At 61.1% G+C, this 14,546-nt stretch carries 14 protein-coding genes; 7 read left to right on the plus strand and 7 right to left on the minus strand.

What is annotated here, in order from left to right; translation table 11 throughout:
• Window position 1: 1 nt before the first annotated feature.
• Complete coding sequence (locus IC232_RS20010) at window positions 2–799, minus strand: PIG-L deacetylase family protein (protein ID WP_190846720.1); 798 nt, start codon at window positions 797–799, stop codon at window positions 2–4.
• A 311-nt stretch (window positions 800–1,110) separates the two neighbouring features.
• Here IC232_RS20010 and IC232_RS20015 point away from each other — a divergent pair, with 311 nt between their 5' ends.
• Complete coding sequence (locus IC232_RS20015) at window positions 1,111–1,575, plus strand: hypothetical protein (protein WP_190846721.1); 465 nt, start codon at window positions 1,111–1,113, stop codon at window positions 1,573–1,575.
• Here IC232_RS20015 and IC232_RS20020 read toward each other — a convergent pair.
• Genes IC232_RS20020 through IC232_RS20030 form a run of 3 tightly spaced genes read right to left on the minus strand, consistent with a single transcriptional unit; the run spans window position 1,564 to window position 4,362 of the window.
• Entirely contained in the window at window positions 1,564–2,013 is a 450-nt protein-coding gene (locus tag IC232_RS20020) for an ATP-binding protein (RefSeq protein ID WP_190846722.1), read from the minus strand. The two genes, IC232_RS20015 and IC232_RS20020, sit on opposite strands and share 12 nt — an antisense overlap.
• 32 nt (window positions 2,014–2,045) lie before the next feature.
• Window positions 2,046–2,381 carry an STAS domain-containing protein gene (locus tag IC232_RS33305; RefSeq protein WP_190846723.1) on the minus strand — a complete coding sequence of 112 codons (336 nt, stop codon included), beginning with the start codon at window positions 2,379–2,381 and terminating at the stop codon, window positions 2,046–2,048.
• A complete protein-coding gene (locus IC232_RS20030; RefSeq protein ID WP_190846724.1) occupies window positions 2,368–4,362 on the minus strand; it encodes a PP2C family protein-serine/threonine phosphatase in 1,995 nt (664 codons plus the stop codon). Before IC232_RS20030 ends, IC232_RS33305 begins: the two co-directional genes overlap by 14 nt.
• A gap of 71 nt (window positions 4,363–4,433) precedes the next feature.
• On the opposite strand from IC232_RS20030, the gene IC232_RS20035 reads away from it, so the two are divergent.
• Together IC232_RS20035 and IC232_RS20040 are read left to right on the plus strand one after the other, a co-directional pair.
• Complete coding sequence (locus IC232_RS20035; protein ID WP_190846725.1) at window positions 4,434–5,492, plus strand: endo-1,4-beta-xylanase; 1,059 nt, start codon at window positions 4,434–4,436, stop codon at window positions 5,490–5,492.
• Between the two features lie 126 nt (window positions 5,493–5,618).
• Window positions 5,619–6,134 carry a GAF domain-containing protein gene (locus IC232_RS20040; protein ID WP_190846726.1) on the plus strand — a complete coding sequence of 172 codons (516 nt, stop codon included), beginning with the start codon at window positions 5,619–5,621 and terminating at the stop codon, window positions 6,132–6,134.
• Between the two features lie 57 nt (window positions 6,135–6,191).
• Here IC232_RS20040 and IC232_RS20045 read toward each other — a convergent pair whose 3' ends face one another.
• A complete protein-coding gene (locus IC232_RS20045) occupies window positions 6,192–6,626 on the minus strand; it encodes an RbsD/FucU family protein (protein WP_190846727.1) in 435 nt (144 codons plus the stop codon).
• A gap of 6 nt (window positions 6,627–6,632) precedes the next feature.
• Entirely contained in the window at window positions 6,633–7,610 is a 978-nt protein-coding gene (locus tag IC232_RS20050) for an aldo/keto reductase (RefSeq protein WP_210335433.1), read from the minus strand.
• 460 nt (window positions 7,611–8,070) lie between these two features.
• Here IC232_RS20050 and IC232_RS20055 point away from each other — a divergent pair, with 460 nt between their 5' ends.
• The 4 genes from IC232_RS20055 (at window position 8,071) to IC232_RS20070 (ending at window position 12,589) form a co-directional block, all read left to right on the plus strand.
• Window positions 8,071–9,615 (plus strand): sugar ABC transporter ATP-binding protein, encoded by a 1,545-nt coding sequence (locus tag IC232_RS20055; RefSeq protein WP_190846728.1) that lies wholly within the window; start codon window positions 8,071–8,073, stop codon window positions 9,613–9,615.
• A gap of 44 nt (window positions 9,616–9,659) precedes the next feature.
• The gene (locus IC232_RS20060; protein WP_190846757.1) at window positions 9,660–10,616 is read left to right on the plus strand and encodes an ABC transporter permease; all 957 of its coding nucleotides are present in this window, start codon (window positions 9,660–9,662) and stop codon (window positions 10,614–10,616) included.
• A gap of 118 nt (window positions 10,617–10,734) precedes the next feature.
• Window positions 10,735–11,676: an ABC transporter substrate-binding protein gene (locus tag IC232_RS20065; RefSeq protein ID WP_190846729.1), complete on the plus strand. Its 942-nt coding sequence runs from the start codon at window positions 10,735–10,737 to the stop codon at window positions 11,674–11,676.
• A gap of 76 nt (window positions 11,677–11,752) precedes the next feature.
• A complete protein-coding gene (locus tag IC232_RS20070) occupies window positions 11,753–12,589 on the plus strand; it encodes an amidohydrolase family protein (RefSeq protein WP_190846730.1) in 837 nt (278 codons plus the stop codon).
• 50 nt (window positions 12,590–12,639) lie between these two features.
• Here the strand turns inward: IC232_RS20070 and IC232_RS20075 are convergent, their stop codons facing one another.
• Complete coding sequence (locus tag IC232_RS20075; protein ID WP_190846731.1) at window positions 12,640–14,526, minus strand: bifunctional sugar phosphate isomerase/epimerase/4-hydroxyphenylpyruvate dioxygenase family protein; 1,887 nt, start codon at window positions 14,524–14,526, stop codon at window positions 12,640–12,642.
• Window positions 14,527–14,546: the final 20 nt, after the last annotated feature.

The raw sequence follows: 14,546 nt of genomic DNA on the forward strand, positions 1-14,546 counted from the left end.
ATCATCTTGCACCACCATACGCATGAACAGGCCAGAACCGCTCAGCGGGCCCGGCACCCCCGCCCGTCTTTAGCGCAAAATCTGTGACGGTCTTCCTGAAATCAGATGTGAAGCGGAAGATCACGGGAACCTGGGATCGGTAGCAGGCAATCGAGTCGAGGCGCCTCTGGAGGGTCTTCGCAATGGGCACAATCACGGGCTTTCCGACCGCATTTCCGAGAGCCGTCAGGCGCGCTTCGACACCGGCAGGCGTGTGGATCGCATAAGGGCAATCTTCATAGGCGTAGACCCTGACGCCCGCAGCCGCGAGGTGGCGGCCGGTCTCGAAGACGAGTTGATGATCCACATGAGAGCCAATGCCCAACGGAACGAAGACCTGCATGTCGTCGCGCCATTCCGGCAGCTGGCGCACTTCCTCTGCAAGATGAGCGGCGAGTTCCAGTTCCTCGGGCTTCAATGCCCCGAAAAGCTCGGGATCGAACTTGTAGCGCTCCCCACGGTAGATGGCATCCGGCAACCCGAGCCAGCGAACAGAGGAGCCAAGAGCCTGGGCAGCCTCCGCATCCTCCTGACGGCGAACCGCAAGGACCTGCTCCGCATCCTTGACCTTCCACCGCTCATGCTTCCAGGCAGCGAACTCACCGACCATCTCGTCGACCAGCTCGCTGGCGAACACCGTGACCATGCGCGGCTCATGCCCGCCCTCCGCCAGGAGCGCCAAGGTCCCGCCACACGACAACGGAACATCATCGTAATGCGGCTGGATGAAAAGGGATGGTCCAAACACAGGAACGTTCACAGGCCTACTTCACTCAATTCGTCCGACCCTTCTGCCGAAGCTGAACTCGGGGAGCTTCCCCACCGGCCCGACAGACGAATCGTCCCGGACGGATTAACCCGATTTGGGAGGATGGCACCAGAATGCAGATGCAGATGATGATATTTTGACCGAACGGTAAATGTTACTATGCTTCAAAAAGACAAGGGACTCTCTCTCGCTCCTCCTGCGCATCTCTCTTGCTTTGTCGGGCTGAGGACGATTAGGTTTCCAACCTCTTCCCACGGCAAAGCCGTGTCGTATCGCGTACCAAGCTTACCGGAGGCTCAACGTTGACTTTCAGAGAAGGCCTCCTCAAGGCCCGAGGGCAGATCACCTTCATTGCGGCACTGACGATCTCGACGGGAATCATCATCTATCTCGAGACACTCGATACGGAGGCGCGGATTCAGGGCCGCGTTGCGACCGAACTCGCACGCCAGCGCAATGCTCCCCCGAGCATTGCGCCTGCGGTCGAGGCAAAGGTGAAAGCCAACCTTCAGCGGTCGGAAGAGGCTTATTCCAGGGATCCGAATGTTTCGGCTTCGCGAGCGGCTTTGCTGACATCCCTCGCATCTGCCGTTCAGCTCAGCATCCTGAGGCCTGAGGACGGGTTCGCGCGGGCGCAGAGGGTCATTGCCGACATGGAGCGCCAGACGGGCGAGGTCACCCCCGTGCTCGTCTCCGCGTTGGGAGCCGCAGCGGTGGCGTTTCCGACTTTGCAGGATAGGATCGCAGGCTTGGCTTCAGCCCCGTGAGCCGGGGCCGCCGATCCGTTTGATCATGCGAAGGCGGTTCTCGGCTTCGCTCGAATGGTACTGGACCTCATCCATGTTCATGCGGATGAGCGCCAAGCCCATGCCCCCCTCCGGGATATCGGCCAGATCGGTTTCGTCGAACGCGAATGTGTCCTCCGGGACATTCTCCAGCACCTGAGCCGGCATGGGCGGCGCATGGTCGATGATCTCGATCACCACCTGATCGGCCTGAAGCCCGACCGCCACCTGCACGTCTTTTCCCCGTTCCCCATGATAACCGTGCTTGATGACGTTGTTGATGGCCTCGACGAGGCTGAGTTCCACCGCATCCTGGTCCTCCGGGCTCAGCAGATCCGCGCACAGGGCCCGAACGGCGCGGGCGAGGAGCGACACCTTGTCGAGGTCACTGTCGATTGAGAGGCTGATGGAGGAAACCATCGTGGCTCTTTCTGCGCTCTGGCGGCGGGGGATCAGGCGGATAGCTGTTCGACCGCGGAGTCAACGCTCTGATGAAGGGCGAAGACGCGGTCCATTCGGGTAAGAGTGAAAAGGCGGCTGACGGCTCCCGTGGCTCCCGCAACAGCGAGGCTGCCCCTCGGCCCGAGACGCTTGAGGCAGGAAACGAGAGCGCCCAGGCCGGAGCTGTCGATGAAGTCGACTTGGCTCAGGTCGAGAACGATCTGATTCTGCCCGGCCTCGATGCACTGTGACATCTGATCCTTGAAGGCCGGAGCCTTGCTGGCATCGATCCGCTTCTCTTCCACTCGGACGACGAGAATATTATTGCGTAGATCAGTGGACAGCATTCGCAGGCATCCTTTCGGCTGAGCGCTCCAGCATAAGAACGCTCAAGTCATCATCCAGGGTTTCAGAGCCTCGCCAGTTCCGCAAGACGTCGTCAAGCTTGTCAAGCAGAGCGGCACTTGGTTCTGCGGCGGCCTCGCGCACAAGCGCGCACAGCCGGTCTTCGGTGAACTGCTCGCCAGCCTGGTCCTCGGCCTCGACCAGCCCATCGGAGTAGATGAAGAGGCGATCGCCCGGGCCGAGGTCGAACTCCAACCTTTCGTAAGAGGCGGCAGGCAGCATGCCGACGGGAAAGCCCCCCTCGCCGATCATCTCGACGGTGCCATCGGAGCGGATCACCAGCGGTGACGGATGACCGGCCTGGATGATGCTGGCGCGCTGGGAGCGGGAGTCGATCTCGCCGAGAATCATCGTGAAGTACGGCAGATCCTCCGGCCAATCATCGTTGATCTGCACGACGATCTCCTCCAGCGGCGTCCCTTGAGTTCTGGTCAGGATCGCCTGCGAAAGAGCATGGTGGCAGGCGACAGACACCAGGGCGGCCGCCGCTCCATGGCCCGCAACGTCGACCTGGAAGAAGCCGACCGCGCCATCGGTACGCCGCACCACGTTATAGGTGTCGCCGGCAATGAGGCTCGAGGGCCGGAACAGACCGTGATACTCCACTCCGTCGATCCGCGCGGACGGCGGCAGCATCGTCCTCTGGATGACGGCGGCGGCCTCGAGATCCTTGCGGAGCTGGCTATAGGCATCCCGGAGACGGGCATGCAGGACCTGCTTCTCGTTCTGGGTTCTCTGCCGCTGAATGGCGTTCGCCTTGAAGACTCGCAGCGCATCGTTCATAGCGCCGATCTCGTCACCCCGGGTCAGGCGCGGCAAGGAAATTTCCAGGTCGTTGTCCGCCAGCCTGAGCATGGCCTGGCTCAGCCCTTCCAGAGGGCGGACCACCCTCCGGCGCACGACCAGGATGCTGGCGAGAACGGCGGTAGCCCCCAGCAGGAGCAGGGCCGACCACAGGGCAACTGACCGGCGAGCACGGCTGAGCTCCGCCTCAAGCCGCTCCCGCGTGCTGCGCAGGAGTTCCCGCTGCATCACAGCGATGTTGCTCAACGTCCTCCCGGTCAAGTCGTACCATTCCTCGGGGCCCAGGGTGGGCGGCACCTTCCCAAAGAGTGCCGCGAGCAGAGACCTTTGCAGCGGCGCGAAGGTCGAGCTGTAGTTCTCATGGGTTTTTGAGACGGCCGCCTTGACGCTCTCGCTCAGCGGCACGACCATTTGGCCGTCGATGAGCTCCCAGGCCAGTGCCGCGCGGCCAGCATTTTGACTGATCGCGTCAGTCTCAAGCCCTCCGATTTCGGATGAGTTCTCAAGGGCCCGGCTCATCAAAGCTTGGTTCCGCGCGATGCTCTCACTGAGAATGGCCCCAAATGCTCTCAGATTGGCCTCGGTTCTGAGGACCGGGTCGAGCGGCCTTTCCCGCTGCAGAATGGTCATCCGGGATGATTGCAACTCCTCCACAAGGCGGGTGGCCTCCTGGAACCAGCGCGGAGCGAACTGTTCGCCTCTTACGCCCTCTGCGGGTCCGAGCAACCTATCTGCCTGCTGCCGCAAGGTCCCGATTTCCCGGCGGATGCGCGACACTGTCGCCAGGCTGCTGTTGGTGTTGCTCAAGGATGCCTGGGTGACCGTGATCTCACGCTCGGCCGTATTCAGCAGATCGTCCACCTGACGCCGGACATCGCGCAACTCCATGAGGCCGCTGGCTTCGTTCTTCTGCCCGATCAACAGCACGTATGTCTGACTGCGTTCGTTCGCGAGGGCGTCCGTCCCGAGCAGAAGCCGTTCCCGTACCGTGTTCGATGCCACCATCCTTTCCGCCGTCTGGTATTCGAGCAGCTCGTCACGAATCTGGAACGCGACGGCGACCAGCAAGGCAGCACCGAGGAATGCCGTCAGGATCAACAGGATGTGGCGGATCTTCATAGATGGGGACTACAGCGGATCGCGTTGGACGGGAAGTTGCCTGTGATATCATTCGAGGTAAGGAATGAAGAATGCACCATGAGCCGAAGAACAGCAGCTTGTCGAGCGCCGCGGCTCAAAACGGTGTGCTTTTCGGCACGGCTCTTTGCACCTCCGACCTTCTGTCGCAGCGTTCGACCAGAGCAATCCTGAGAGATTGTTCTATTATTACGCCAGAGTTCGAGCTGAAATGGGATGCTGTCTGCCGGAGCCAAGGCAACCTTGATTATTCGGCCGCCGACAAGCTGATCGCTTTTGCGTCCGACCATGCTCTGGCGGTTCATGGGCACACTCTCTGGTGGCATGAGGCTGTTCCGCCAAGCTTCGATAAGAGTTCGGATCAGCAGTTTCGGGATGCTGCGCTCGACCATCTGACGCGCACGGTGGCCCGCTATGATGGACAGCTGCGTTCCTGGGATGTGGTGAACGAACCCGTGGAGCCTGACCATGGCCGAAGTGACGGCTTGCGCGAGACGCGCTTTCTCGCGGCCTTCGGCCCCGATTACATCGAGACCGCCTTCCGGGAGGCAGCGCTCTGGGATCCTAAGGCGCTTCTGGTTCTCAACGAGATGGGGCTCGAATACGACTCACCTGCGGCTGAGCGAAAGCGCCGGCAGATGCTCACCCTGCTCGAACGGGAAAAAGCCAGGGGCACCCCGATCGCCTGCTTAGGGCTCCAGTCTCACCTCACTGCCCTGGAGCAACCCCGGGATCATCCGGAGCTTCGAGCTTTTCTTCGGGAGGTCCGGGCCATGGGATTGAGCGTCATGATCACCGAAATGGACGTGTCGGATCACCTTTGCCCCCGAGACCGGAGGCAGCGCGACGCCATCGTGGCCGAGACCTACCGGACCTATCTCGATCTCGTCCTCGAGGAGGCGGAGGTCCTTGCCGTGAGCACATGGGGGCTGTCCGACGACCGGACTTGGCTGAACGGCTTCAGGCCCCGGACCGACGGTGCCCCTCAGCGGCCGCTTCTCTTCGATCGCGCAATCCGCAGAAAGCCGGCTTGGCATGAGGTCAGAGGTGTCCTCCTGAACGCGCGCCAAGATGGCGCACGTTCCTCCGGTCACCGCATAGGAACTGATTAACACCAATGGGTTACTGTCAATGCCGGCAATTCCCGTCCACCATAGGGCGGCCTTTACACTAACTGAACACCGGAATTCCAACCCTCCAGTAACCTCTCGCTCGACTTCGCTTCCGGAAAGAAGCACTTGGTATCCACAGCAATGTCCTTCCCTACAGGTCCTCATGAGGAGGAGCGCTTAAGAACTCTTCTCGAAACGGGCGCTCTGGATGCCACGGCGGATCCCGTGCTCGACATGATCTGCGAGGAGGCCCGACAGCATTTCGAAGTCTCCATCTGCGCGCTCACCCTGCTGGACAAAGCCCGGCAGCGCATCAAGGCGGCGCAAGGCCTGGAACCCGGCGAGACGCCGCGGGACGTGGCCTTCTGCAACTATACGATCCTGAGCGACGAGGTCTTCGTCATCGAGGACGCCTCGGTGGACGACCGTGTCAGGGACAACCCTTTAGTGACGGGAGCACCCTTCATCCGGTTCTATGCCGGGGCTCCGTTGATCTTCCTGAAGAACATACGGCTGGGCGCCTTGTGCCTGATCGATACGAAACCCCGCTCCTTCTCCCGCGGCGATAAGGCGGAACTTCAGCTTTATGCCGACAGGGCTGTCCGGCAGATTGCCACGATGGAATTCGAGAAGATCGGCTGATAGCGCTTTCACCTGCTCATTTGCCTACTCAGGTGCTTGGTGGGAGAGCAGCCGACATCATCGATCGCGGACAACACCCTTCCTCAAGATGATATTGCCGTAGAGCCTTCTTTCACCCGTTGAAACGATCGCATAGGCAGCTTTGGCCTGCTCATAAAAGGCGAAGCGCTCGAGGCTTGCGAGGCGGAAGTTCGCGCCTTCATGACGCGCAATGATGGCGCGGAACTCGTCGAAGATCGGCTGCTCCGCCTGAGGATCACCCACCACCTCCATGCGCCAAGCCGCCTCCGGGACGAAATCGTCGAGGGGCATCACCGACAGGATCGCATGGGTGACCTCCGTCGCCGCCAGCCCGTCAAGCCGCACGAGACGCCGGGCCATGGCGGTCGCCGGGAAGTTGGCGTCGACAATGGCAATGTCGTCGCCATGCCCCATCGAGCGCAGCACCATCAACAGATCCGGGGACAGGAGAGGATCGATGTTCTTGAGCATGGCAGGTTATCCTGGATTGTACTGGCGACTCGCCTCGGGATCATCGGTTGAATAGGAGAGAGAAGCCAGTTCGTCCCAGACGGCTTGCGGGATGGAACAGCTTGCCCACTCGATCGTCTGAGCAACCCGCTCGGGTTTGCTGACGCCGCAGATCGTCGAGGTGATCCGCTTGTCCCGCATCGAGAATTGCAGGGCGACTGCCCCGGGCGGAACACCGTGCCTGGCGCAGATGGCCTCGATCCGTCGGATCGGGTTTAGAACGTCTTCAGAGGCCTCCTGATAAACGTACCGTGGGTAGGACTCGGAACCCTTCGCCAGGACGCCTCCGGCGTAGGGTGCTGCGTTGAGAACGGCAATGCCTTTCGAGTGCGCGAAGCTGATCATGGCGTCCGCATTCCGGTTGGCCAGCGTGAAGCGGTTATGCGTGATCATCGCGTCGAAGTCCCAGTCACGCAGGAGCGGCATCATGACATCCACCAGTCCGGCTGCCAGACCAACCGCTTTGACCAAGCCTTCCTCTTTCATCCTGAACAATTCAGCGAGAGCTCCCCGAGGGCCTGTTGTCGCTTCCAGCGAGTCGGCGTGCTCCGGATCATGGAGATGAAGAAGGTCGAGGCGGTCGAGTCCGAGGGCCTTGAGGCTTTCCTCCAGGGATCGCCGCGCCTGGGAAGCATCGAACCGGTTCGTCTCCGGGTCGCGATCCAGCTTGGTCGAGAGGACAAATCCGTCCGGCAATCCCCCGCGCTCGCGAATGGCATCGCCAATCCGCTCTTCGCTGCGACCGAAACCATAAATGCGTGACGTATCGAGAAAATTCACCGGGCCAGAGAAGATGGCCCGCACGGTCTCCCGCGCGCGATCCTCGCTGACATCATAGCCGTAGGTGCCGGGCATGTCCCCCAAGGACGAGGTGCCGAAGCAGATTCTCGATACCGAGAGACCTGTGCGTCCGAGCGGGGTGTTCTGAATCGGTTCCATGGGCATATGATGACTCCCTTCGTTCTCTCGACAGCTTCGATTTGAGTCCAGCGAGGAATAGGTTCAAGCCTATGGCGGTGCCCCCGGGCAGGCAAGCGACGAGACATCAGGAGCTCCGCTTCAGAAGGAATAAAACTCTGTTGCAATACCGATATTGGCCCGTTTCCTCCCACTAACATTTTAGTTGCCTGCCCCTGATGTTCATGAATATCATCCTCCCAAGAAAAGCCTTTTGAGCTTTCGATCCGAGCCGAGACCCAAAGGAGCGCCGCAGAATGGCTCCGTGGGTGCGGGCCGTCACAGGGGGCGGTCGGGAGGAGCAGATGCAGGACGAAGTCCTGTTGGCGTCCGCAACGAGTTGGGAATTGGACTGCCCAACCACCGTCGCATGGCTGCGCACGGAGGCTTCGAACCTCGCGGGCATTGTCTCTTCTCCTGCTGCCTCATCTTTACTGGTGCGTTGCGCATGACGCCGCTCGTCACGATCAGGGATCTCGACAAGTCATTTCCCGGCGTGAAGGCTCTCAGGAAAGCCCGTTTTGAGCTGCTTCCGGGCGAGGTCCACGCCCTTATGGGAGAGAACGGAGCCGGCAAATCCACATTGATGAAGGTGCTCGCCGGCATTTATCAGAAGGACGCAGGCGAGATTCTCATTGAAGGCAAGCCTGCTGACATCGCTTCGCCCCGGGCTGCTCAGGACCTCGGAATCAGCATCATTCATCAGGAGCTGAACCTGATGAACGAACTCACGGCCGCGCAGAATATCTTCATTGGCCGCGAACCCAAGCAGGCCATGGGATTTCTGCTTGACGAGGGAGCTCTGAACCGGGCGACCGCCGAGATCTTCTCGCGCATGAATCTCGCGCTCGATCCTCGAGCGGAGGTCGGCGATCTCACGGTCGCCATGCAGCAGATGGTCGAGATCGCCAAAGCTCTGTCCTTCAGGTCCAGGGTCCTGATCATGGATGAGCCCACGGCCGCCCTGAACAAGGCGGAGATTGCAGAGCTGTTCGGCATCATCCGCCAGCTGAAATCTGAGGGCGTGGGCATCGTCTACATCTCCCACAAAATGGATGAGCTGAAGGAAATTTCGGATCGGGTCACCGTCATGCGCGACGGTGAATATGTCGGCACCGTCCCAACCGACTCCACGAGTGTCGACACGATCATCTCAATGATGGTTGGGCGCAGCCTGACCGAAACCAAGACGGATGTTCCGGACCTGTCGAGCCACGACGTGGTGCTGGAGGTCCGCAATCTCCGCCGAAGCAACGCCATTCAGGACGTCAGTTTCAAACTGAGAAAGGGCGAGATCCTCGGTTTCGCCGGTCTGATGGGAGCCGGTCGCACCGAGGTGGCACGGGCGATATTCGGAGCCGACCCTCTCGATGGCGGCGACATCATCGTCAGGGGCCGGCCAGTGACGATACGGTCTCCCAAGGATGCTGTGCGGCTTGGCATCGGCTACCTGTCCGAAGACCGAAAGCGTTTCGGCCTCGCAACGGGGATGGATGTGGCGGCGAACATCGTCATGCCGTGCCTGAGCAAGTTCCTTTCCCTGAACATGATCATCAAGGCGCGGGCGATCCGCGAGACGGCCCGGTCCTACATCAAGCAGTTGCGCATCAAGACGCCCTCGGATGCTCAGGAGGTGCGGTTCCTTTCAGGCGGCAACCAGCAGAAGATCGTGATTGCGAAGTGGCTGGCGCGGGATTGCGAAATCCTGTTCTTCGACGAGCCGACCCGCGGCATCGATGTCGGCGCGAAGAATGAGATCTACAAGCTGCTGAACACCCTCGCCGCTCAAGGCCGGGCCATCGTGATGATTTCATCCGAACTGCCCGAGATCCTGCGCATGAGTCACCGGATCGCCGTGATGTGCGAGGGGCGGCTCACAGGTGAGCTCCCGGCCGACGGAGCGACCCAGGAGGATATCATGCGCCTGGCAACACAACGACACAGCCTGACAGCAGACGGCCCGAACGCGGCGATTGGGGAAGCAACCACGTGACGACCATCGTAGAAAAAGATAGCCCGACCATCGCCAGGTCCGCAATGCTGAGCCAGGGGGCTTGGCAGAAGATCCTAGCCTTCGCCAGCCTGATCGCCCTGATGGCCGTCTTCAGCATCGCGTCGGAAAACTTCCTGCGGAGCGACAACCTCATCGGCATCCTGCAGGCCACGGCCGTAAACGGCGTTCTCGCGGTCGCTGCGACCTTCGTCATCATCACGGGTGGCATCGATCTTTCCGTCGGCACCCTGATGACGTTCTGCGCCGTCATCGCAGGGGTCGTCCTGACCTACTGGGGACTGCCCATGCCTTTGGGCATCCTCGCGGCAATTGCTGCGGGCGCCCTCAGCGGGGCGGTCTCCGGTACCCTTATCGCTAAAATGAAGATCCCGCCATTCATCGCAACCCTCGGCATGATGATGCTGCTGAAGGGCCTGGCCCTGGTGATCTCGGGAACCCGGCCGATCTACTTCAACGATACGCCTAATTTCTCGATGATCTCGCAGGAATCCCTGATCGGGGCCGTCCTGCCCTTCCTGCCGATTCCCAACGGGGTGCTGATCCTGTTCATCGTCGCGGTCGTCTCCAGCCTCGTTCTCACGCGCACGGCTTTCGGCCGCTATACCTTCGCCCTCGGCTCCAACGAGGAGGCGGTGCGCCTTTCGGGCGTGAACACGGACTTCTGGAAGATCATCGTCTACACGGTTTCGGGCGGGATCTGCGGCATTGCCGGCCTCATCATCGCCTCCCGGCTCAACTCCGCTCAGCCTGCTCTCGGCCAAGGATATGAGCTCGATGCCATTGCGGCCGTGGTCATCGGCGGCACATCGCTCAGCGGAGGTCGCGGCACCATTCTCGGCACGATCATCGGCGCGCTGATCATCAGCGTGCTCACGAACGGCCTGCGGATCCTCTCGGTCGCCCAGGAATGGCAGACCGTCGTGACGGGGATCATCATCATCCTCGCCGTCTATGCCGACATCCTGCGGCGAAGGAGCTAAAGCCCCTCACCTCTCACCATCATGAAGGAGCAGACGAACCCGCAACAGCACCCGTCCACCGTCATAATGCTGCCCCGGACAATCGGGGCCGACAACGAACGATATCCAGGAGGAACAGATGTGGAGCAGACGCAATCTGATCGGTGCCGTCGGCATCGCAGCGCTCATCGGCTTTTCGGGTCCGGCAACGGCCCAGGAGATCTATATTCCCCTCGTTTCGAAGGGCTTCCAGCATCAATTCTGGCAGGCCGTCAAGGCCGGAGCCGAACAGGCTGCCAAAGAGCATAACGTGCGCATCACGTTCGAAGGCCCTGACAGCGAGACCATGGTCGACAAGCAGATCGACATGCTCTCGGCTGCACTCGCCAAGAACCCGAAAGCGATCGGCTTGGCGGCGCTGGACAGCCAGGCGGCAATCCCGCTCCTGCGCAAGGCTCAGGCCGCCAAGATCCCGGTCGTGGCCTTCGACTCCGGCGTCGACAGCGATGTGCCGGTGACAACAGCCACCACGAACAATCTCGCAGCCGCGGCTCTGGCTGCCGACAAGATGGCGGAACTGATCGGCGGGGAAGGCGACATCGCGCTCGTGGTCCACGACCAGACCAGCCGCACGGGCATCGACCGGCGCGACGGCTTCGTGAACCGGGTCAAGGAGAAGTACCCGAAGATCAAGATCGTGAGCGTCCAGTACGGCTCCGGCGATCACCTCAAGTCGACGGAGATCACGAAATCGATCCTTCAGGCAAATCCTCGCCTCAAGGGCATTTTCGGCGCCAATGAAGGTTCGGCCATCGGCGTCGTCAACGGCGCCAAGGAGATGAACCGCAAGATCGTCATCATCGGCTACGATTCCGGAAAGCAGCAGAAGCAGGCGATCCAGGACGGTCTCATGGCGGGAGCCATCACCCAGAACCCGGTTGGCATCGGCTACAAGACGGTCGAAGCGGCCGTGAAGGCCCTCAAAGGCGAGAAGCTCGAGAAGGTGATCGACACCGGCTTCTTCTACTATGACAAGTCGAACATGAGCGATCCGAAGATCGCTTCCGTTCTCTACGATTGAGATCACGCTCCCGGGAGAGGGGCTGCTCCTCTCCCGCTTTCCTGTGCAGTAGCCTGCCGCCAATCGTAGGTAAAAGATGAGCCATCCACCACGCATCGACGCGCACATGCATGTCTGGCATTTATCGCGTGGGGATTACGGCTGGCTCACCCCCGACCTTACCGCCATCTATCGCGACTTCACCTTTGAGGACGTCCGGGCGTCCTGGGAGCAGGCAGGCATCGATTACGCGATCCTGGTTCAGGCGGCACCCACCCTTGAGGAGACCCGCTATCTTCTCTCGGTCGCGGAAGTCGAGCCTAAAGTCAGGGGCGTTGTGGGCTGGATCGACATGCTGGCGCCTGATGCCGTGGACCAGCTTGAACGCTTGGCCTCCAACAGGCTGCTCCGGGGTATCCGCCCCATGCTGCAGGACATCCCGGACGATGGCTGGATGCTCAACGCCGAGCTGACGCCGGTCTACAGGGCTGTGGTCGATCTCGGGTTGCGTTTCGACGCGCTTGTTCTCCCCCGACACCTGCCCAATGTCCTGCGCCTGATCGAGCGCCACCCGGACCTGAAGGTTGTCGTCGATCATGGTGCCAAGCCGGCGATCGGGGAGCCCCTGCACGCCTGGCACAGGGATCTGGCCCAGTTGGCCGATATCCCCCATGTGCATTGCAAGTTCTCAGGCCTCGTCACCGAGTGCCGGGAGCAAACCTCAAGAACTGCCCTCGAACCCGTCTCCCAGGCTCTTCTGGGTCTGTTCGGACCAGAACGGCTCATGTTCGGCAGCGACTGGCCGGTTTGCACCTTGCGCAGCACCTATGTTCAATGGTGGCAGTGGGCGCAGGAACTCACCGCTCATCTAGCTCCGGAGCAGAAGAGCGCCGTTTTCGGAGGCACGGCACAACGCTTTTACGGATTGGGATGATAAGCCATCCTCTGGCCGATACTTCGATACCCCAATAATCTGTCGTCCGTTCAGAGCCCAGAGCCCGCAGCGTCCACGGCTAGACGCGTCTGGGATGCGAGGCGGATCGGAGCATTCGCGGCGCCATAACCCTGATAGTCCCGTCGTTCAACGATTTCGAAGAAGAACCCGCTCTCCAGGGTCTTCGTATAGACCTGGAAATACTCGGCGCCGCCCTCCCGGTCATACAGGATGTTGCTGGCGCGCAGCCGCTCCATATCCTCAGCCGACAGGTCGGTTCTCACCTCCAGGTCGTCGTAATAATTCTCCGGAATCGGCAGGAGATCGACGCCGCGTTCCTTGAAGCGCTCGACGGTGCCGAAGATGTCGTCGGTCGCGAGCGCGATGTGCTGGATGCCCGACCCGAAGAGCTCATTCAGGAACCGCGAAGACAGGGTGCGCTGGCTTTGGGAGGAATTGAGGATCAGGCGGAGCGCGCCGTCATGGGTCTCGATCGCCTGACTTTGCACCACACCGCCGGGATCGATCACTGCCTGAACCGGAGTTTTACGGACGTCGAGAAGCGACGTATAGAACAACAGCCAGGTCAGCATCTCCTCGTAATGCATCGACTGCGAAACGTGGTCGACGGATTTCAATCCGCATCCAATCGTGTCGTCTGCAGCGACCGGCTCGAAATCGACCTCCCACAATCGATCCAATCCCGACTTCTGATCGACGAAGTACAGAAGACTACCGCCAAGACCGCGAACCGCCGGTATGTTCATCTCGCCCGGCCCCACCGGCTGCTGAAAGGGTTGATCGAGGAGCGTCCCGGCGCGGTCGACCGTGCCTGGCGCATCGTCGACGCGAAGAGCCAGAGCGCAGATGGCGGTGCCATGTGTGATGTTGAAGGAATGGGCGAAGCCTTCCTTGTCCGCATTCACGACGATGTTGATGTCACCCTGCCGCCAGCGGGTTACAGCCTTGGAGCGGTGGAGGCCTGCTTTCTGAAAGCCGAGACCGTGTAAGGTATGCTCCAGTCCAACCGCGCTCCGCTCGTCTACGGCGAATTCCACGAACTCGACACCGGAGCATACGGGTTTGGGCGGAATAGCCTCGACATCGGAAAGGGCCGCGCCCGTGCGCCGGCGGAGTTCATCGAGCATGACGATCAGGGAGCGTTGACCGTCGATGGCGACGCTGCGCGTGGAGCCCGCCCGGAAGCGGTCGTTGAAGATCTCGAGGGACAGGAGCCCGTCGAATCCCGTCGCATGAAGCGCATCCATGAAGTCATCGATGGGCAGATCGCCCTGCCCCGGGAAGCAGCGGTAATGCCGGCTCCAGGACAGGTAATCCATGTCAAGCATCGGTGCATCGGCCATCTGCACCAGGAAGATCTTGTCCGACGGGACGGATCGGATCGCCGACAGGTCCGTTCCTCGCGCCAGCACATGAAAGGAATCGAGCACCAGACCGACCGCCGGATGGTTCGCGCGCCGCACGACCTCCCAGGAATCACGATAATCGTGGATGTGCCGTCCCCAGGAGAGCGCCTCGAAGGCAACCCGCAGGCCGCGTCGGGCAGCGCGTTCGCCGAGTTCATAAAAGTCCGCCGCCGCTCGCTCGATCCCGCCGAGCGAGTCCAGTGAGACGTTGCTGCACACCATCAGGAGATCGCAGCCGAGTTCCTGCATGACGTCGAACTTGCGCTCGGCCCGGGCGAACACCTTCGAGCGCTGCGGCTCGGGCATGCCCTCGAAATCGCGGAACGGCTGAAAGGTGATCGTCTCAAGCCCGAGTCCCTCGATCATGCGCCGGGCATCGGCAGGCGTGCCATTGAAGGAGAGAAGATCGTTCTCGAAGATCTCCACACCCTTGAACTGAGCGGCCGCGATGGCCTCGATTTTCTCGGTCAGGGTGCCGCTCAGGCAGACGGTGGCGATGGCGGTGCGCATGCTCGTCGGTCCATTTCTTC

Source organism: Microvirga sp. (genome assembly GCF_014699075.1).
Lineage (GTDB): Bacteria > Pseudomonadota > Alphaproteobacteria > Rhizobiales > Beijerinckiaceae > Microvirga.